Source organism: Gordonia asplenii (assembly GCF_012933505.1).
Classification (GTDB): domain Bacteria; phylum Actinomycetota; class Actinomycetes; order Mycobacteriales; family Mycobacteriaceae; genus Gordonia; species Gordonia asplenii.
In genome coordinates this window covers 48,103-68,545 of the sequence record NZ_JABBNB010000027.1, presented here as the reverse complement: position 1 = coordinate 68,545, position 20,443 = coordinate 48,103, and the positions used below count along the sequence as shown (strand labels likewise).

Annotated in this window: 16 protein-coding genes and 1 riboswitch; of the genes, 7 read left to right on the top strand and 9 right to left on the bottom strand. The window is 64.8% G+C overall.

The window, feature by feature from the left end:
* Positions 1–142 precede the first annotated feature (142 nt).
* Positions 143–232, top strand: a riboswitch (glycine riboswitch).
* A 270-nt stretch (positions 233–502) separates the two neighbouring features.
* From gcvP to lipA, 6 genes are read left to right on the top strand one after another with little or no spacing between them, the layout of a single operon-like run.
* A complete protein-coding gene (gene gcvP / locus HH308_RS21665) occupies positions 503–3,304 on the top strand; it encodes an aminomethyl-transferring glycine dehydrogenase (RefSeq protein WP_246284763.1) in 2,802 nt (933 codons plus the stop codon).
* Positions 3,301–4,416, top strand: coding sequence for a glycine cleavage system aminomethyltransferase GcvT (gene gcvT / locus HH308_RS21660; protein ID WP_170196336.1), 1,116 nt, complete (start codon positions 3,301–3,303; stop codon positions 4,414–4,416). Before gcvP ends, gcvT begins: the two co-directional genes overlap by 4 nt.
* Positions 4,417–4,445: 29 nt before the next feature.
* Positions 4,446–4,850 (top strand): glycine cleavage system protein GcvH, encoded by a 405-nt coding sequence (gene gcvH / locus HH308_RS21655; protein ID WP_170196335.1) that lies wholly within the window; start codon positions 4,446–4,448, stop codon positions 4,848–4,850.
* Positions 4,847–6,124, top strand: coding sequence for a serine hydroxymethyltransferase (gene glyA, locus HH308_RS21650; protein ID WP_170196334.1), 1,278 nt, complete (start codon positions 4,847–4,849; stop codon positions 6,122–6,124). The genes gcvH and glyA overlap by 4 nt, the downstream gene beginning before the upstream one ends.
* Positions 6,121–7,503: an L-serine ammonia-lyase gene (locus HH308_RS21645; protein ID WP_170196333.1), complete on the top strand. Its 1,383-nt coding sequence runs from the start codon at positions 6,121–6,123 to the stop codon at positions 7,501–7,503. Before glyA ends, HH308_RS21645 begins: the two co-directional genes overlap by 4 nt.
* A gap of 56 nt (positions 7,504–7,559) precedes the next feature.
* A complete protein-coding gene (gene lipA / locus HH308_RS21640; protein ID WP_170196332.1) occupies positions 7,560–8,531 on the top strand; it encodes a lipoyl synthase in 972 nt (323 codons plus the stop codon).
* Positions 8,532–9,406: 875 nt separating this feature from the next.
* Here the strand turns inward: lipA and HH308_RS21635 are convergent.
* The 9 genes from HH308_RS21635 to HH308_RS21595 form a co-directional block, all read right to left on the bottom strand.
* A complete protein-coding gene (locus tag HH308_RS21635) occupies positions 9,407–10,336 on the bottom strand; it encodes a LysR family transcriptional regulator (protein ID WP_170196331.1) in 930 nt (309 codons plus the stop codon).
* 208 nt (positions 10,337–10,544) lie between these two features.
* Complete coding sequence (locus tag HH308_RS21630; RefSeq protein WP_170196330.1) at positions 10,545–11,399, bottom strand: SMP-30/gluconolactonase/LRE family protein; 855 nt, start codon at positions 11,397–11,399, stop codon at positions 10,545–10,547.
* Positions 11,400–11,421: 22 nt separating this feature from the next.
* Positions 11,422–12,225 carry an SDR family oxidoreductase gene (locus tag HH308_RS21625; RefSeq protein ID WP_170196329.1) on the bottom strand — a complete coding sequence of 268 codons (804 nt, stop codon included), beginning with the start codon at positions 12,223–12,225 and terminating at the stop codon, positions 11,422–11,424.
* 54 nt (positions 12,226–12,279) lie between these two features.
* Positions 12,280–13,101 (bottom strand): SDR family NAD(P)-dependent oxidoreductase, encoded by an 822-nt coding sequence (locus HH308_RS21620; RefSeq protein ID WP_170196328.1) that lies wholly within the window; start codon positions 13,099–13,101, stop codon positions 12,280–12,282.
* Between the two features lie 201 nt (positions 13,102–13,302).
* Complete coding sequence (locus HH308_RS21615) at positions 13,303–14,856, bottom strand: aldehyde dehydrogenase family protein (RefSeq protein WP_170196327.1); 1,554 nt, start codon at positions 14,854–14,856, stop codon at positions 13,303–13,305.
* Positions 14,857–14,891: 35 nt separating this feature from the next.
* Positions 14,892–16,109, bottom strand: a complete 1,218-nt coding sequence (locus HH308_RS21610) for an amino acid deaminase/aldolase (protein WP_170196326.1) — start codon at positions 16,107–16,109, stop codon at positions 14,892–14,894.
* Positions 16,106–17,275 carry an MFS transporter gene (locus HH308_RS21605; RefSeq protein WP_170196325.1) on the bottom strand — a complete coding sequence of 390 codons (1,170 nt, stop codon included), beginning with the start codon at positions 17,273–17,275 and terminating at the stop codon, positions 16,106–16,108. Before HH308_RS21605 ends, HH308_RS21610 begins: the two co-directional genes overlap by 4 nt.
* Positions 17,272–18,561: a D-arabinono-1,4-lactone oxidase gene (locus HH308_RS21600; protein ID WP_170196324.1), complete on the bottom strand. Its 1,290-nt coding sequence runs from the start codon at positions 18,559–18,561 to the stop codon at positions 17,272–17,274. The genes HH308_RS21605 and HH308_RS21600 overlap by 4 nt, the downstream gene beginning before the upstream one ends.
* Before the next feature lie 381 nt (positions 18,562–18,942).
* Positions 18,943–19,572 carry a TetR/AcrR family transcriptional regulator gene (locus HH308_RS21595; RefSeq protein ID WP_170196323.1) on the bottom strand — a complete coding sequence of 210 codons (630 nt, stop codon included), beginning with the start codon at positions 19,570–19,572 and terminating at the stop codon, positions 18,943–18,945.
* 62 nt (positions 19,573–19,634) lie between these two features.
* Here HH308_RS21595 and HH308_RS21590 point away from each other — a divergent pair, with 62 nt between their 5' ends.
* Positions 19,635–20,408: an SDR family NAD(P)-dependent oxidoreductase gene (locus HH308_RS21590; protein WP_170196322.1), complete on the top strand. Its 774-nt coding sequence runs from the start codon at positions 19,635–19,637 to the stop codon at positions 20,406–20,408.
* The last annotated feature ends 35 nt before the right edge of the window (positions 20,409–20,443 follow it).

Sequence of the window (20,443 nt, the reverse complement as noted above, 5' to 3'; positions counted from 1 at the left end):
CGAGCGTGTTGTGAAACACAAATATGACAACCGACTTATCGCAATTCTGTTGTTAGTGCGCCGCCTCACACGAGCCCGCTGTTTCGGGAAGACAAAGTAGGTCGGACTGTGTAAGGTCTCCTCTCACAACCGAAAACGTCGATGACGCGCGGTGGGAGACCCCCTTGAATGGGCGCCGTAGGAGCAACATCCTCCCCGGGAATCTCTCAGGCTCACGTACCACCGCGTCGAGACAACTCTGGAGAATAGTTCCGGTCATCATCGCTGACCGGTCTTACCGAAGGTGAATCGCAGGCCCGGTTTCGCGTGGGTCGGCCCAAACTCTCAGGTGTCGAGGACAGAGCGGGGAGGCACATCCATCTCGACGTGCCCGTGCATCCACGGGCTCCCTGGACCCTGGAGTTGCCTCGTGTCATCACCCATCTCATGTTCGGCGCCGACCGCCGGCAATCCCGACTTCGTATCCCGTCATGTCGGGCCCGACGACTCGTCCATCGCGCAGATGCTCGATGCGTTGGGCTATGACAGCCTCGAGGAGTTGATCGACGCCGCGGTCCCGGAACAGATCCGCACCCAGACTCCGCTGCAAGTGCCGGCGGCGCGGTCGGAGGCCGAGGTGCTCACCGCGTTACGAGAGTTGGCCGCACACAACACACCTCGCGTCCAGATGATCGGGGCCGGATATCACGACTCGATCACCCCGGCGGTGCTGCGACGCAACATGCTCGAGTCGCCGGCCTGGTACACCGCCTACACGCCCTATCAGCCGGAAATCTCCCAGGGGCGACTCGAAGCACTACTGACCTTCCAGACCGTCATCGAGGATCTCACGGCACTGCCGCTGGCGGGTGCCTCGCTGCTCGACGAGGCCACCGCGGTCGTGGAGGCGGTGCTGTTGATGCGGCGGGCGAACAAGACGTCGCCTAGCTCCCGGATGGTCGTCGATTCCGATTGTCTCCCACAGACACTCGCGGTTCTGAGGGGACGCGCCGCGGCGGTGGGTATCGAGATCGCGGTCGCCGATCTCAGCGTCGGGTTGCCCGCCGGTGACCTGTTCGGTGTAGTGGTGCAGGCACCGGGCGCGAGCGGCGCGGTGCGTGACAACACCGCCCTGATCGCAGAGGCGCATCAACGTGGTGCACTGGTTGCAGTTGCCGCGGATCTGCTGTCGCTGACTCTGCTCACCCCGCCGGGTGAGCAGGGCGCCGACATCGCGATCGGGTCCGCGCAGCGCTTCGGTGTGCCGTTGTTCTTCGGCGGCCCGCACGCCGCCTACATCGCGGTGCGGTCGGGACTGGAACGGATGTTGCCGGGCCGGTTGGTCGGGGTGTCGGTCGATACGGCCGGTCGACCAGCCTATCGGCTGGCACTACAGACCCGCGAACAGCACATCCGCCGCGACAAGGCGACCAGCAACATCTGCACCGCTCAGGCACTGCTGGCCAATGTCGCAGCCATGTACGCGGTCTATCACGGCCCAGAAGGGTTGCGCGCCATCGCCGCCCGGGTCCACGGTCACGCTCGGGCACTGGCCGACGGGCTGACTGCGGCCGGTCATCGGGTGCTACACGAGCAGTTCTTCGACACCGTCACCGTAGTGGTGCCCGGACACGCAGACACCCTGGCGGCCGCCGCCGAGCAGGCCGGCATCAACCTACGTCGTGTCGACGACGATCAGGTGGCGATCGCCTGTGACGAGGTCACCACCGACACCATCGTCGACGACGTGCTAGCGGTGTTCGGCGCTCGCCGGCACCACACAACCGATATCGGCAGCCTTCCCGCCCCTGTGCTGCGCACGTCGATGTTCTTGCAGCATCCGGTATTTCACAAACATCGCTCAGAGACGGCGATGCTGCGCTACCTGCGGATGCTCTCGGACAAAGACCTTGCGCTCGATCGCACCATGATCCCGCTCGGGTCGTGCACCATGAAGCTCAACTCAGCGGTCGAGATGGAGCCGATCAGCTATCCCGGGTTCGCCACCATCCATCCCTTCGCCCCCGAGCATCAGACCCGCGGCTACCGCCAGCTGGTCGCCGACCTCGAGCGGTGGCTGGCCGACATCACCGGCTATGACCGGGTCTCGTTGCAGCCCAACGCCGGATCTCAGGGCGAGCTCGCCGGTCTGCTGGCCATCCGCAGCTTCCACGTCGCCCACGGGGATGCCCGACGCGACGTGTGTCTGATCCCGCAGTCCGCGCATGGCACCAACGCCGCATCGGCCGTCCTGGCCGGATTGCAGGTGGTGGTCGTGGCCACCGCCGCCAACGGCAACATCGACGTGGCCGATCTGCGTGCCAAGATCGCCGCGCATACGGGTCAGATCGCGGCGATCATGCTTACCTATCCGTCGACCCACGGCGTGTACGAATCCGATGTCCGCACTGTCTGCGACCTCGTGCACGAGGCCGGTGGCCAGGTGTATGTCGACGGCGCCAACCTCAACGCGCTGGTCGGGCTGGCCCGACCCGGTGAGTTCGGTGGTGACGTCAGCCACCTGAACCTGCACAAAACCTTCTGCATCCCCCACGGCGGCGGCGGTCCCGGCGTAGGTCCGGTGGCCGTGCGTGCGCACCTCGCACCATATCTGCCCGGCGATCCGGCCGCCGGTGACACCACCGCGACTCCGGTGTCGGCGGCGAACTACGGGTCCGCCGGCATCCTGCCGATCACCTGGGCCTATCTGGCGTTGATGGGTCCCGACGGACTCACCCGCGCCACCAAGACTGCAGTACTGGCCGCCAACTACCTCGCCCACGCGCTCGCCCCGCACTATCCGGTGCTCTACACCGGAACCGGAGGGCTCGTCGCCCACGAGTGCATCCTTGATCTGCGCGAGCTCACCACAGCTACCGGTGTGACCGCCGAGGATGTCGCCAAACGTCTCATCGACTACGGATTCCACGCTCCCACACTGTCATTCCCGGTCAACGGCACCCTCATGGTCGAACCCACCGAATCGGAGAACCTCGCCGAACTCGACCGGTTCATCGAGGCGATGGTCGCCATCCGCGGCGAGATCGACCTGGTGGCCGACGGGGTCTGGCCGGTCGAGCGGAGTCCCTTGCGGCAGGCACCACACACCGCCGAGCAGGTCACCGCCGACCAGTGGGATCTTCCCTACCCCCGACACACCGCCGCCTATCCCGCCGCCGCGGTGCGCGGGGCGAAGTACTGGCCGCCGGTCGGCCGCATCGACGGCGTGCGCGGTGACCGCAACCTGGTCTGCTCCTGCCCACCCCCGGAAGCATTCGCCACCGTCAGCCCATCACTCGTTCCTGCCCAGGAGGCCACCCGATGACCACCCAAGTCTCACCGTTGCTCGGCGAACACAATTCCCTCGGCGCACATTTCACTGATTTCGCCGGCTGGCAGATGCCCCTCAAATACGCCGGTGACCTCGCCGAGCACCACGCGGTGCGCGCCGCGGCCGGACTATTCGACCTCTCGCACATGGGCGAGATCGCCATCGACGGCCCCGACGCCGCCGCGCTGCTCGACTACGCCCTCGTCGGGCAACTCTCCACTATCGGCTCCGGCCGCGCCAAATACTCGTTGATCTGCACCGCCGACGGCGGCGTCATCGACGACCTGGTCGTCTACCGACTCGCCGACGACCGCTTCCTGGTCGTCGCCAACGCCGCCAACGCAGACCACGTCCACGCCGAGTTCGTGGCCCGGGCCAACGATTTCGACGTGTCGGTAACCGATCAGTCGGCATCGACCGCACTGATCGCCGTGCAGGGCCCCCAGGCGCAAAACATTGTGCAAGCCCTGGTTTCGGGTCCGGAACGCGCATCTCTGGTGGCCGAACTCAAGTACTACGCCGCCGCGCCCGCAGTGGTCGCCGACATCGACGTGCTGCTCGCCCGCACCGGCTACACAGGTGAAGACGGGTTCGAACTCTACGTCCCCAACGAGCACGCTGTCCCTCTTTGGCAGGCGTTGCTTACCGAAACCCGCACGCGCGGAGGCACTCCCGCCGGTCTGGCCTGCCGCGATACCCTGCGGCTGGAGGCCGGTATGGCGCTCTACGGACACGAGCTGACGCTGCACACCAACCCGTATGCGGCGGGACTGGGCAAGGTCGTGCGCCTCGACACCAGCTTCGTCGGACGCGATGCACTGGCCGCTCTCGCCGACCAGCAGCCCACCCGCAAGCTAGTGGGTCTCGTCGGGTCCGGCCGCCGCGCCGCCCGCGCCGGCTACCCGGTCCTCGACACGTCGGGCCATGTGATCGGCACTGTCACCTCCGGTGCGCTCTCGCCGACACTGGGCTATCCGATCGCGATGGCCTACCTCGACCTCGCCCACGCCCAGCCCGGCACCCACGTGTCTGTCGACATCCGCGGCAAGGCCGAAACCTACACCGTCACCCCACGTCCCTTCTACCGCCGTCCCACCACCTCCTAGCTCCACCTCTTTCGCTGAAAGGCCTCACCATGTCTGCTGGACTGCCCACCGACCGCAGCTACACCGACGAACACGAATGGGTGCTCGTTTACCCCGGCGCACCGCTGCCCACCGATGAACCGGTGCGGATCGGGATCACCGCACTGGCCGCCGACAACCTCGGCGACCTCGTCTTCGTCGAACTCCCCGACATCGGGTCCACGGTGACCGCCGGCGAGACGTGCGGCGAAGTCGAGTCCACCAAGACCGTATCCGAGTTGTATTCACCGGTCACCGGCACAGTCACCATCGTCAACACCGCTGCCGTCGACGATCCAAGCATCATCACCAGCGACCCCTACGAGGGCGGATGGCTGTTCGCGGTGTTGGCCACCGACGCCGGTCAGCTGCTCACCGCCGCCGAGTACGCCGAGAAGAACGGGGTCGGGGAATGAGCGTGTTGGATCGAACCCTGACCGACTTCGACCCCGATGTCGCCGAGCTGATCGGCAAGGAGTTGCAGCGGCAACGCTGCGGGCTGGAGATGATCGCCTCGGAAAACCATGCACCGCTGTCGGTGATGCAGGCCCAGGGTTCGGTGCTGACCAACAAGTACGCCGAGGGCTACCCGGGGCGGCGGTATTACGGCGGCTGCGAACACGTCGACGTCATCGAACAGATCGCCATCGACCGGGTCAAGGCTCTGTTCGGTGCCGAGTTCGCCAACGTGCAACCCCATTGCGGTGCCACCGCCAACGCCGCGGTGATGCACGCCCTGATCAACCCCGGCGACACCATCCTCGGGTTGTCCCTCGACGCCGGCGGCCACCTCACCCACGGCATGCGCATCAACTTCTCCGGCAAGCTGTATACCGTTGCGGCCTATGGTGTTTCCGAGTCCGACTACCTCATCGACATGAGCGCGGTGGCCGCAATCGTCCGCGAGCACCAGCCCAAACTGATCATCGCCGGCTGGTCGGCCTACCCGCGGCACCTCGACTTCGCACGATTCCGGGAGATCGCCGACGAGGTGGGGGCTTACCTGATGGTCGACATGGCCCACTTCGCCGGACTCGTGGCCACCGGGCTGCACCCGTCGCCGGTGCCGCACGCGCATGTCGTCACCTCCACCACCCACAAAACACTCGGCGGCCCGCGCGGCGGCATCATCCTGTCCAACGATGCGGCCATCGCCAAGAAGGTCAACTCGGCGGTCTTCCCCGGCCAACAGGGCGGCCCGCTCGAGCATGTCATCGCCGCCAAGGCCACCGCCTTCAAGATGGCCGGCGAACCTGAATTCATCGAGCGTCAGCAGCGGTGTCTGGCCGGGGCGCAAGCAATCGCGCACCGCCTGAGCCAACCCGACGTCGCAGACGCGGGTATCAGCGTCCTCACCGGAGGCACCGACGTGCACCTCGTGCTGGTCGACCTGCGCAACGCCGCCATCGATGGCCAGCAGGCCGAGGACCGGCTCGCCGCAATCGGCATCACCGTCAACCGGAACGCCGTTCCCTCCGATCCACGCCCGCCGATGGTCACCTCCGGGCTACGGATCGGCACCCCGGCCCTGGCCACCCGCGGCTTCGGCGTCGCCGACTTCGAGTTCGTCGCCGACCTCATCGCTCGTGCCCTGACCGCCACCGACGGTGCCGACGTCAGCGACCTGGCCGCGCAGGTGCGTGCGCTCGCTGAGGCCCATCCGCTCTACGTCGGCGTGGACACACCATGACCGTCAGTGTCTTCGACCTGTTCACCGTCGGGATCGGCCCCTCGAGTTCGCACACCGTGGGTCCGATGCGGGCCGCCGCCGACTTCGCCGCGACTCTTGACCGGCGGGGACTGCTCACCGACCTGACCGCCGTGCGCGTCGACCTCTACGGGTCGCTGGCGGCCACCGGCGCCGGACACGGCACCATGGCCGCCATCCTCCTCGGCCTCGAAGGTCACCGCCCCGACACCATCGACCCCGAAGATATGGACCAGCGGCTTGCGGTGATTCGCGCCCGCGGCCAGATCACGGTGGCCGGCGTCGTCGACGTCGCGCTCACCGAGGATGACATGGTCCTGCATCCGACCACCATCCTCGACCGGCACCCCAACGCCATGACGGTGACCGCGCATGCCGCGGCCGGCCACTGGGCCCAGACCTTCTACTCGATTGGCGGCGGGTTCGTCATCACCGACGACGATACCGTCACGGCCACAAACGAACCCGACACCGATCATCCCTTGACGTTCAACTCGGGGCAGGACCTGCTGCTACTCACCGAGCGTTACGGCATCCCGATCAGCGCGGTGATGCTGGCCACCGAACAGCCTCGGCACACCGAAGCTCAAGTACGCGCCCGACTGCTCCACGTCCGCGACGTCATGCAGGCCTGTCAGCAACGGGGCATGACCCGCGACGGCAACCTCCCCGGCGGCCTAGGCGTGCGACGCCGCGCCCACGAGTGGTATTCCCGACTCACCGCCGAGGACCCCGACCGGGTTCCAGAGTTCGCCGAGGACTGGGTCAACCTCGTCGCGCTGGCGGTCAACGAAGAGAACGCCGCGGGCGGCCGCATCGTCACCGCCCCCACCAATGGTGCAGCCGGCATCATCCCCGCCGTCCTGCACTACGCCCGCCACTACACCCCGGCCGGCCGCACCGATCCCGACGAAGTCGCCGTCCGATTCCTGCTCACCGCCGGCGCCATCGGTTCCCTGTACAAGCAACGTGCCTCGATCTCTGGTGCCGAGGTCGGCTGCCAAGGTGAGGTCGGCAGCGCCGCATCCATGGCCGCCGCCGGGCTGGCCGAGATCCTCGGCGGTACTCCGGAGCAGGTGGAGAACGCCGCCGAGATCGCGATGGAACACAGCCTCGGTCTCACCTGCGACCCGATCGGCGGGCTCGTGCAGATCCCCTGCATCGAACGCAACGCCGTCTCCGCCGGCAAAGCCATCAATGCCGCCCGCATGGCGCTACGCGGCGACGGCCGCCATCGCGTCAGTCTCGACCAGGTAATCGACACCATGCGCACCACCGGCCACGACATGAACGCCAAATACAAAGAAACCGCCACCGGAGGACTCGCCGTCACCGTAGCGGTCAACGTAGTCGAATGCTGACCGCCGGCGCCCTCTGATACTCGCCCCCAACCCATTGCCGCATCAGGAGATCTACCATGACCATCGCCCCCGAGGGCCGGCGGCTGCTTCGCCTGGAAGTCCGCAACAGCACCACACCCATCGAACGCAAACCCTCGTGGATGAAGATCAGAGTCCGCACCGGCCCCGAATACCAGGCACTGACCCGCCTGGTCGAACGCGAGGATCTGCACACGGTCTGTCAGGAAGCGGGCTGCCCTAACATCTTCGAATGCTGGGAAGACCGCGAAGCCACCTTCCTCATCGGCGGAGACCAATGCACCCGGCGTTGCGATTTCTGTCAGATCGACACCGGCAAACCCGTCGCACTCGACCGCGACGAACCACGCCGCGTAGCCCAATCCGTGCAGACTATGGGCCTGCGGTATGCCACCATCACCGGCGTCGCCCGCGACGACCTGCCAGATGGCGGCGCGTGGTTGTACGCCGAAACTGTCCGACAGATCCACCAGCTCTGCCCCGACACCGGCGTCGAGCTGTTGATTCCAGACTTCACCGCCACCCCCGAGCAACTGGCGGAGGTCTTCGACAGTAGGCCAGAAGTCTTGGCCCACAACCTCGAAACCGTCCCGCGGGTGTTCCGCCGCATCCGCCCCGGCTTCAACTATGAGCGCTCTCTCGAGGTCATCACCCGTGCCCGCGACGCCGGTCTGCTCACCAAATCCAACCTCATCCTCGGACTCGGTGAAACCACCGACGAAGCCATTACCGTGCTACACGACCTGCACAACGCCGGCTGTCAACTCCTCACCATCACCCAGTACCTGCGACCGTCGCTGCGCCACCACCCCGTCGACCGCTGGGCCCCGCCCGACGAGTTCGATAACCTCGCCGACATCGCTCGCGCCATCGGCTTCCTCGGTGTCATGTCCGGGCCCCTGGTCCGATCCTCCTACCGCGCCGGACACCTCCACGCCCAAGCCATCGCAGCAGCCGCCCACAACCAGAGCGCGTGCGCTGCCGGAAGCTCGCCGCGGCCCTCGGGCTAGACAATATGCCTTAGTCCCCACACCATGGGACGTCGAGGATTTCGCGATTCTGACGTCTGCGCGCCGAACAGATATTGTCCCGCTCGACCTCTGCTGTGACCCGCAGAAGTTCCTGCTCGACGTCTGCCACCACATGAGGCCAGTTCCGGGGCCTTCGCGACCTTGTCCTGGATCCACCGATGGCGGACCTGTTTTGCTGGTTGAGCGTGTCAAAACCACGGTGAGACAACAGATTTCGGTGAGTCGCGGCTGACTAGGGCTGCAGCATCAGCCCGACCGTTGACTGCGCTGGGTGGGTGCCCGATTGGAGACGGTCCCACGATCGGAACGCGAGATGATCGGTCGCGCGAAATCTGGTGCGGCACCGTGGTTTCGACGGGGATCTCGGCTAGCACTACTCCGACTCGGCTAGCGTCTCGCTCAGCACGACGCTCGGGCCGGCTCAACCTGGATCCACCGGCCGAAGCGCACCTTCTGCTGGTTGAGCCGGACGAGGCGCTAGCCGAGTCCGTGTCGAAACCGCTCAGCCACAACGACTTTCGATGGTCCGCGCCAATATCGGAGATGTCACCCGGCAAGTGAGGCGTGTGCACTCTACGGGTGCACACGCCTCGATGTTCGATACCATCACAGTTCGACACGTGCGCTACCATCAAATGCATTGTGGTACAGGGGTTTCGACACGCTCGTCACTTCGACTCGGCTAGCGCCTCGCTCAGTACGGCGCGCTTGCGCTCCTCGCGGCTCAACCAGCAGATGGAGTGCCCGAACCGGTGAAACCAGGCTCAACCAGCGGAGCGGGTGCCATCGGTGGATCCAGGCTCGTCTGCCGTGATCGACCGGACTTGCTCAATTCTAATTCTTGACAATGAACGTCATGGAAGCATGTGCGGGTGTTCGATCGCGTTGACCAGATCCGTTTCTCGATCACGTACGGCTAGTGCCACCTCGATGAAGCGGTCGACCAACGGAGTCGAGCGGTCTGTCCAGGCCAGCGCGACGACCGATCTGGGGGCGTCGGTGATTGGCAGGTACTCGATGCCGGGAAACGACAGGAAGCGCATTGCCGCGGCGGCGGTGATCCCGACTGCCCGCCCGGACCCGACGACCTGCAATTCATCGGTCGCTGATCTGATCGGTACGACGACAGCAGGTGATTCGGGCCCACGAAAGGCGGCCAGAGTCCAGAACTCTCTGCGGGCCGGATCCTCGAGCTCGCTCAACGTTACCGGGTCGTCGAGAAGTTCGCTGACACTGACCGACTCACGCCCGGCGAGCCGGTGCCCCTTCGGTACAAGCGCGATGAGCGGCTCACTGAACAGCGGCACTGTATGCAAGGCAGGCGTCGACACCGGTAGCCGGATGATCGACACGTCCGCGGCACCGCTGATCAATCCGGCGTCCAGATCGGCGAGGGGATATTCGTGCGACTCCAACTCGACGTCGGGATACCGGGACTGGAACTCGCTCAATATCGGCTCGGTGAGTTCGAGTGCGGCAGCGACGATGTGGCCCAGATGCAGGGTGCCGGAGACGACCCGTTCTCTGCGGCGAGCCTCGGCCGAGGCGTAGTCGAGCGCGGTAAGGGCGGCGACTGCGCCATCGCGAAACGCCTCTCCCGCCGAGGTCAGTTCGACCTTGCGAGTGGTCCGGGTGAACAGGGTGGCGCCGACCTCGTCCTCGACCTCGCGGATCAAGCGGCTCAGGGCTTGCTGGGCGAGAAAGAGCCGCTCAGCCGCCCGACTGAAGTTCAGCTCCTCGGCGAGGACGACGAATGCGCGGAGCTTCCGCGTGTGCAGGTCCATGATGGATAGATCATAAGACCGAACACCCTAGCTCGGTCAGGGGAATGCCCTGCCCCGTAGTGCGGGAGCGCACCCTTCAGACGTGCGGGTGGGGAAGGTCCCCACCCGCCGCGTCCAGTGGCGAGATGCGGGTATGTACGCGGCTATACCCGCATCACCTCGACCCTCGATCAAATGCATTTGCTCTGGTCTGTCCCGAACAGCGAGATCATGGCCGTCCCGCGCCTGCAACTTCGACGCGGGTGGACAGAACTTTCGCCACCCGATTGGCTCGGCACCATTCGGGATCCTGCTTCTCGGCTGTCAGGATAAAGAGTGTTCGGCGGTCGTTACCGCCGAGCATGCACGCGATGGCTTCCTGTTCGGTTTCGATCCGAGCCAGGATCTCGCCGCCTTCTTCGACACGAAGAACCTCTCTGGTAGGCGGCGACGCCACCCAGACTGCACCATCTTCATCGAGGCAAACTCCATCCGGCAGTCGATCACCATCGAGTGCGGCCCATACGCGTCGGTTCGTCAAACGACCGTCCGGCTCGACGTCCAGCGCCGTCAATACACGGGCGGCGCTCTCTGCCACGATGAGAGTCCCTTCATCAGGGGTCAGCACCATGCCGTTGGGAAACCAAAAGTCATCGGCTGCGGTGACCACCTGCCCGTCGGGCGTGACCATCGCGATGGCAGTCGAGCGGGGAGACTGGATCGTCGGAAAGATGGGAAACCCGAAATTGCCGACGTAGGCCCGTCCGTCAGAAGCCACCACCATGTCGTTAGCGTGCCAAGAGGCGACTTCCGACAGATCGGCGTGCTCGACAAACCGCCCATCAGGCTCCTGTCGAAGCACCCGACGATCATTCATCGATACCACCAACATTGCGCCGTCGGGCAGCCAACCAAGCCCGGATGTCGGCCCTTCGAACGAGCCAATGACGTCATACTTACCGTCAGGTTGCATCCTGATCACCCTGTCGGCGTGGATATCCGACAGATAGAGCGCTCCGTTATGCCATCTTGGCCCTTCTCCGAATGCGAGGTCTTCGGCGAGAACTTCAAGTTCATATGACACTGCATTTCTCCTTCAAAGACAATTAGACGTGCTCATCAAGCAACTTTGCGATATTGGCAAAAAGTGGAGTTTCAGGTAAACATGCACCGCCATCGACCACGATGGTCTGGCCGGTTATGTATCCCGCATTTTCGCCGGCCAAGAACAACATGGCGTGTGCAACCTCTTCGGGTTCGCCCAATCGCCCAGCAGGGATGTACTTTTCAATTTCGCCCGTGCCGACAACAGCTTCTACCTGTTCATGCGCTCTGGTCACTATGTAGCCGGGCTCCACGCCGTTTACGGTAATGTTCTTGCCGCCCAGTTCAAGTGCCGCCGTCCTAATGAATCCGTTCACGGCGCTCTTTGAGGCGGCATAATACGCCAAGCCCGGCATGGCTCTTCTCGGTCCCGTCACGGAAGAAGTGACGAGTATCCGACCGTTTCTGCGCTTCTTGAGGTGGGGCACGCATGCTTTTGTCAACGCAAAGCACGCTTTCAAATTGACGTCGATGACAGTGTCGAAGTCTTGCTCGACGAACTTGTCGACGGCACCAAACAGAAACGACGCAGCATTGTGGACGACAATGTCGACGCCGCCGAAACATTCTACCGTATGTTCGACCATCGCCATGACGGCGTCTGGAATGCCGACATCGAGTACAAATAGCTCGGCCTCTCCTCCCGAGTCCCTGATCGATTTCGCCGCGCTTTGACCACTGGCTTGATCAAGTGTGGCGATCATTACTTTGGCCCCGTGGGAGGCGAAGAGTTTCGCAATGGAAAGTCCGATGCCGTGACCAGAGCCGGTAATAATGGCAATCTTGCCTTCTAAAGTACGCTCCATCGTGATAACCAGAATTCCTATCTCTGCTGAAAATTGGTTCAGTGGCGGGTGTGATCACGCCTCACTTTCCCTTGCGCGCCGCGCGGCGAGATTTGCCGCGCCCGCCTTCTCGGCCTCCTCCGCCATCGCCATCAGCTGGTCGGCATTCGTTCCCACGGAGCGGACGGTGTCTGCTGCCGACGGGGGCATGAATACCTCCAGTGATTTGAGACGCACGGCCTCTAACACCACTTCGGCGACATGGTCAGCGGTGACCGATTCCACGAGAAAGGCCATCGGGACTTCGTCGCTGGTAGCCTCCAGCTCGAGCATCGGTGTTTCAGTCGAGGTTGGGTGGATGATCGAGAAGTCGAGGCCAGAGTGCCTTTCTTCCATCGCGAGACCGTGATGAAAGGCACGCAAGGCGTGCTTGGCGGCTGCGTAGCTTGCGAGGCCCGGAAACGGTAGAAATCCGGTCATTGAACAGATGGTGACGAAGTGACCGCTGCCCTGCTCGCGAAAGCGAGGCAGCGTGGCCGTCATGCCCCGGATCGGACCCATCGCGTTCACATCTATGGTCTCGTGATGGTTCTCGACCTGCAAACTCCGTACATACCCCGGACGGGCAATGGCTGCATTGTTCACGAGGATGTCGAGCCCGCCGAAAAGTTCCCACGCTTTGTCGAGCACCTCGTTCCATTGCTCTGAATCGCGAATATCCAGATTTATGGCTGTCGCGGACGAGCCGATGTCATTGGCAACTTGCTGAGCGGCATGTTCATTGATATCAGCGATGAGAACACGCATGTCGCTCGCACTCGCCATTCGCGCAATCGCAGCGCCGATGCCGCTCCCGCCGCCCGTAATCAATATCGACTTTCCACTGTTTCTGCTCATTTGTTCCGTTCCGCTAGTCGGCAGGCATCGCTGCCTGCATTACACGACGTGCCTGAGTCGAATTGCATAAAGCTGCCATCGGCCGGCTACATGCGTTGACTCTTCAAAGATTCGCGCGTAGAGGTAGTCCGTTGCCTCATCAACAAATGCGCGCGTACGGTATGCCTCCCGGGTGGTCCCGGGGGCTCGGTTAGTCCAGAGTCAGTCCGCTCGCCGTGACCGGGCGGGCAGCCCGCGATTGAGTAGCGCCAGAACGCGGGTGAACAGGCCGGTTCGGGTGGCGTTGTAGGGGTGCATGTGAACATCTCGGTGCCCATGGATTCGCGAGATGAGCAGCGACTGTTGGCGGCAGTATTTGCGAATTCCGCCGACGCCGTGCCGATAGCCGACGCCTGAGCCGGGTTTGCCGCCACCCATCGGGAGTTCCAGGGCGGTGTAGTTCACGAGCGCGTCGTTCACAGTGACGGACCCGGCCTTGATCTGTCTGGCGATGGCCTCACCGCGTGCCGCATCGCGGGTGAAGACCGAGGCGCACAGTCCGTACTCGGAGTCGTTGGCCAGCCTGATCGCCTCGTCTGCGTCGGTGATCCTCATGATCGGAAGCGTCGGACCGAAGGTCTCCTCGCGCATGCAGGCCATGTCGTGGTCGACGTCGACGAGAATCGTGGGCTCGAACCAATGCCCGTCGGCGCGTCCACGGTGCCCGCCGACCAGTACCCGAGCGCCGCGTTGGCGGGCGTCCTCGACGTGTCGTTCGACGATCTCGACTTGTGGCGGGAAGGTCATCGAGCCGACGTCGACGCTGCCCGGGCCGTTCGGTACGCCTTGGCGCAGGGCCCGGGTCTTGGCCGTCACTCGTGCGACGAAGTCGTCGTAGACCGGCGCTTCGACGTAGCAGCGCTCGATGGAGATACAGGTTTGGCCGCAGTTGAACATCGAGTAGTACACCGCGTGATTGGCTGCGCGTTCGACATCGGCGTCGGCGAGAACGATCATCGGATCCTTCCCGCCGAGTTCGAGGGACGCGGGGATGAGGCGTTCGGCTGCGCGGATCCCCACCTTGCGGCCGGTGGCGGTGGAACCGGTGAACATGATCATGTCGACTTCGTCGAGGACCGCGGCGCCGGTCGCGCCTCGTCCGGTCGCGACGAGGAACACGTCGTCGGGCAAACCGCAGGCAGCCAGTCCGTCGGCCATCAGTAGCGAGGTCATCGGTGTGTATTCCGACGGCTTGAGGATCACGCTGTTGCCGGCGGCGAGTGCGGGGATGCAGTCGCCGAAAGAGTTGACCAGCGGGTAGTTCCATGGCCCGATGACGCCGACCACGCCGATGGGCCGGTATCGCAGGGTGAGGCGCTTACCCTTGACGAAGAGCGAGGACGACCTGATCTTTTCGTCGGCCAGATACTTGGGTGCGTTCTCGGCCCAGAATCCGAACGCTTGTGCGCCGTAAGCGAGTTCGGCCATCTGGGCGTCCTCGTAGGCTTTGCCGGTCTCGGCGCTGATCGTGGTGATCACGCGGTCTGCGTTGTCCATCAGCCATCGCTGCATGCGGCGCAAGACGCGGGCTCGACCGTGGTATCCGAGCGCTTCCCATCCGGGCTGGGCGGCGCGGGCGCGTCGTGCCAGGTCTGCGACCTGCTCGGGCGTCAGGTCGGGGATGTGGCCGATGATCTCGCCGGTGGCGGGGTTCTCGACGGCGATCATCTCGCTGTTCGGGAGGGTGTCAGTAGGTGCGTGGGCGGTGTTTGACATGGCGTCCCCTTCTCGGGACTCGATGGTCGGCATGGTCATAGGAATGCTTGTCCTTCGCCTCGGTAGGTGGGCACGGTGGCGATCACCGCATCACCGTCGACGAGATGTAGTTCGTTGACGCGTTCGCACAGCTCGCCGGCTTTTGCGTGTCGGAACCACACACGATCGCCGACCGCCAGGGCCACGGCGCCGGGCCCGTGCAAGGGAGTCTGCGCCTCGCCCGCCCCTTCGATCGCGAGCAGCGACAAGTCCATCGGCCACGACGGAGTCGGCAACTTCTCGGGTCCGATCGCGCCGCTGGCGACCCATCCGCCGCCGAGGACGGTGGCGTACTCCGGACTCGGTTTGCGGACCACCGACTGCACGTAGAACGCGGCCGGCTGCGGGCGGAAACCGCGATAGGCGTCGAACAGCGTCGGACAGTAGAGACCCGATCCCGCGGCGACCTCGGTGACGGCGGGCTCGGAGACGGTCCGTTCGATGCTGCCCGTTCCCCCGCCGTTGACGAACTCAAGGTCGGCGACCTCGCGGACGGCAGCGACTGCCGCCGCGCGACGCCTGCGCAGCTCGACGGCCGACGCCATCTGCATGCCGCGGATCTTGAGTCGATTCAGCATCGACCCGGCGTTGTCGCCGACCCCGGCGATCTGCCCCTCGTACGCCATCAGCCCGACGAGCGTGAACCGTGGCCGCGCGACGATCCTGCGTGCCAGCATGACGGCTTCACCCGCCGAATGCACGGGTGATCGACGCACCCCGAGGTGGACGCGTCCCTCGAAGAGGCGCAGCGACGCGTCGAGGTCGATGCAGACCCTGATCGGGGGGCCGTCGCCGGTCGCGTGCTCGATCATGTCGAGCTGCGCGACGTGGTCGACCATGATCGTCACCCTGGCGAGGAGTTCCGGATCGGCGGCGAGCCTGCGCAGCGAGGTGAGGTCGGCGGTCGGGTAGCCGACTACGACATCGTCCACGTCGGACGCCAACCACAGTGCTTCCGCGAGAGTGAGGGCGAGGACGCCGCGGTAGCCGGGACGGTCGAGCACCGCACCGGAAATCGCGCGGCAGCGCACCGACTTGGATGCGAGCCGGATGGGTTTGCCGCCCGCGCGTGCGACGAGCGAATCCGCATTGGCCTTCAACGCACCGAGGTCGACGACGGCGAACGGCGGTTCGAGGTCGGCGGTGGCGCGTGCGAGCCTGCCGTACCCGCCACCGGACGCTGCGGTAACCGACCCCAAGTCCAACGTTGTCATGAGTGTTCTCCTGTTGTAATCGACGGCAGTGCCTCGACATCCGAGCGCAACCCGCGCAGCAGCGGAATGGCAGCGAGCACGACCGCGGCCATGAGTAGAAAGGCGGGAGCGGGGTGGTCGACGAGTGCGCCGACAACACCTGCCACGATCAGGCCTCCGAGGTTTCCGGAGAGCCAGATGAGGCCCGCGGCTGCGCCTTCGCTGGCGCCGACTCGGCGTTCGGACAGCTCGAGGACGATCGGTAGGGCAGGCAAGAGTAGGAACCCGAAGAGGGTGAACACCAAGACCGCGAGGGCGAATCCGGGAGCGACGGCCAAGACGAGGCAGGAGGCTGCCGTGACCGCCACGGCGACGAGCATGATCCAGAGCTCACGGCGACGCTTGGTTGCCCACACCGGAATCAGCGCCGACCCGACCACACCGGCGATCACATTGGCGATCAACACGATTCCGGCTTGATCGGCCGAGACGCCGGCCGGTGCCAGCAGCGCCTCGATCCACGTCGTCAGGGAGATGAATGTACCGAATGGCACGAAAACGAGAGCGCACAGTCGGCGGACGAAGGGATCACGCCAGGTCTCCCGGAACGCGGCAAATCCGGAGTGTTCGGACGACCGGTGGTACAGCGCCGGTGCCCGCAGTGCGACGACGAGGGCCGCCGCCGACACGACCGCTATGGCGGCTTGTGCGACGAGCAGGGTGTGAAACTCCATCACGCTGCCCATCAGGAACGCGGCGAGCATGCCGGCGAACTGAGCGGCCGACCCCACCGCGATACCCTTGGGCCGGTCCCGCTCAGCCAGATAGCCACCCGCGACGCGGGTGATCGCATTGAGGACGAAGGGTTGCGCGACTGCAACGAGCAGCTGCCCGGCCAGGACCGCTGAATACTGATCGCTGACAAGCCGTAACAGGCCGCCCGCCGCGGTCAGCACGGAACCCAGGGTCAGCGCGGCCCGAAACGATCGATCGAGCGCGATTCCCGCCGGGATCGCCAGCACGACGTAGAGCAGCGGGAACACGTTGGCCAGCCACCCGATCGCGCCGGCCGAGACCCCATAATGTTTGGCGGCGTCGGTCGTGATGGGTGCGAAGGTCAACCACAGCAACTGGGTCGACGCACCCAGCAGAGAGTACGCGGCGACTGCTCCCCACCGGCTGCTCATTCGACACCAAAGATTCGGCGGATGTGATCGTTGGCGAACACGCCATCCGGGTCGTAGGCGCGTCGCACGGTTTGGAACGTTTCCCACTCCGGGTAGACCTCGGCCAGCGCCGCGGCGTCGAGTGAATGCCGTTTGCCCCAGTGTGGCCGCCCGCCGTGCTCGGTCGCGATGCGCTGAACTGCCTCGAAGTACGGTTTCCACGGCATGCCTTCGTACATATGGACCGCGATGTACGCTGTCTCGCGTCCGAACGACGGACTCAACAGCGATGCCTCGTCCGCGGCGACGAACCGCACTTCCAAGGGGAAATTGACCGCCAATCCCTGGCTATCGATCTCGGCCTGGATCGCGCGGAAGACCTCGCCACACGCCGCCCGCGGCACGGCCCATTCCGACTCGGTAAACCGCGCCGCCGTCCGCGGGCTGGAGAACACCCGGTGGCTCACATCGACGCGGCTGCTCGACGATGCGATAGCGGTCAGCGTCCGGTTCAAGCGCGGAATCTGCGTCGGCCACCGTCGGCCCACCTTGCTCATGGCATCCAGGGCACGGTTTTCCACCACGATGTCACGGATGTACTCCGCAGCGCGGCTCGGCGGATTCGCCGGCGCAGTGGAGCGGTTGAGCAACTTGGCCAACACATCGCGAGCGTGCGGAAAGACGAAGAACTGGAAGTGGTCGTTGCCGTCCACATGCTCATCGAGTTCGGCGAGCACCTGGGCCAGCGGCATCTTTGTGCGCTCCTCGCGCAACCGGAACGACGGCACGGTCCGCAGGGTGTAAGCGGTGATGACGCCGAGCGCGCCGACACTGACGCGGGCTGCGCGCAAGTCGTCGCCGGAGCTCAGTTCGACGATCGACCCGTCAGCCTTCACGAGCTCGATCGACTCGACCGTCGTGGCCAGGTTGCCGAGTTTGCGGCCGGTCCCGTGCGTCGCCGTCGAGATCGCGCCGGCCGCGCTCTGGACGTTGATATCGCCGAGGTTGGGCATGGCCAATCCGTGCGCGTCGAGCAGTCGGTTCAATTCATGGAGTCGGGTGCCCGCCCCGATCCGGACCAATCCCGTGGCGGGATCGGCGTGGTGGATCCCGGAGAGGTTGTCGAGGGAGAGGAGCGTGCCGTCGGTCAATACGTTGCCACCGAAGGAGTGTCCCGCACCGACGACCCGTACCGTCTGGCCGCGGCTCGCGGCCTCGGTAACGAGCCGCGACACCTCATCCACCGTCGCCGGGCGTGCAATTTTCGAAGGATTACAGGTCTGGTCACCTGCCCAGTTGGTCCACATGAAAATAGTCTCGCGTCGACTGCGTGTGTTGTGAAACACAGATATGACGACCGACTCATGGCATTTCTGTTGTAAGTGTGTGCCCCCTCATATGGGCCTGCTCGAGTGACGCCGGGCTCGTCGAGCACATGTGGAGTGTCGCACTTAAAGAGTTGTATAACCGGTGCGTTCCTCTGCCGGTTGAGCGAGCGAGCGCAGCGAGTCGAAACCCCGCCAGCCCCGCAACGACGAAACCCGCAGCGTCACAGTGGTTTCGACTCGGCTTCGTCTCGCTCAACCAGCAGGATGCGGCGAAGCAGGGTGCGCAACGTATCAATTCCATTAGGCGCGACACGCTACGGGAGCATCGCGACAGACCTGCGTCGACGAGGACTAGTCCAGTCAGACTTGCGATCCGCCGTCGCGAGTCTGGCGGACCGATGCGGTGCCGACGCTCGTCCGCAAGGCTGCGAACAGAACGTCGAGCACCGCTTCGAGGTGCGCGGTATCGCCGGTGGTGCGCAGTACCGATACGCCTCCCTGGATTCCGGCGATGAACGCCGCCGCCAGCGTCGCGGCGTCGATGCCGCCGTGACGCGGCTGAGCCGAATGTAGTTTCAGAATCCCTTGGCGCACATCGTCTTCCCAGTGTTGGAGGAGAGCAGTGACCACCTCGGTGGTCCCCGTCTCGCCCACCTGGCCCATCAACGTCGCCAGCGGACAGTTCTTGCCCTGCGCGCGATAGCGCGCGACGAGGACCGTACGCCACTGCTCCCACGACTCCCAGGAGTCCAGGGCGCCCAAGTACGGTTGTTGGTCGTCCAGGACGCGGTCGGCCTCGAAGCGGGCTACTTCGAGCCACAGCTGTTCCTTACCGCCGGGAAAATAGTGGAACAGCTGACCTTTGCTCGTTCGGGTCACCACCCGGATGTCGTCGAGGGTGGCGCTGCCCGGATCGTTGCTGCGCAGGTACTCGGCGGTGGATTGGATGATGCGCTGTCGCGTCGCGAGCCCCTTCGTCGTCAGAGTCATAAGTCAACGATAGCGATAGTTTGGACTTGCTAGTCCAAAAATGTGGTCCTACGGTCGGATCCATGACTTCTCGCCTGCAGCACAAGACAGCCCTGATCACCGGATCCACCAGCAATATCGGCCGAGCGATCGCCTTCCGATTCGCCTCCGAAGGGGCGCACGTCGTGGTCTCCGGCCGTGATGTCGAACGTGGCGCCGACGTCGTCGCCGCCATTCGCGCCGACGGTGGGCGGGCCGACTTCGTGCGCGCAGACCTCGACGGCACCGCAGCGGCGAGTGCCGACCTGGCCGCACAGGCGCTCGACCTGGTCGGCGGTCGCCTCGACATCCTCGTCAACAACGCGGGCATCTTCCCGGCGTCGACGACTCTCACCGTCGACGAGGAAACCTTCGACCGCGTCTACGGAGTGAACGTCAAAGCCCCCTTCTTCCTCATGCAGACGCTTGCGCCGGTGATGGCGGCCGCGGGCGGCGGGACCGTGATCAACCTGGGCAGTTGGGTCGCGCGCCTCGGAATCGGTTCGGGTGCACTGTATGCGTCGACGAAGGGCGCCCTCGAAACCCTCACGCGCGCATGGTCTGCCGAGTTCGCCGACAGCAACATCCGGGTCAACGGAGTGTCTCCGGGCGTTATCCGGACACCCGACCTGGACGCTGGCGCGCCGTATCCGGGTGAGGTGCTGATGCAGGGCACGCCGGCCGGACAGGCCGGGCATCCCGACGCAATCGCCGCAGCCGCAACGTATCTGGCGTCCGACGACGCGAAGTTCGTCCACGGCACCGTCGTCGACGTCGACGGTGGAAGGGTGGGGGTGGCGGTCGTCGACGCGTCATGAGGTGCGTCCGGGGACGGCCCGACGTGCACGACCAT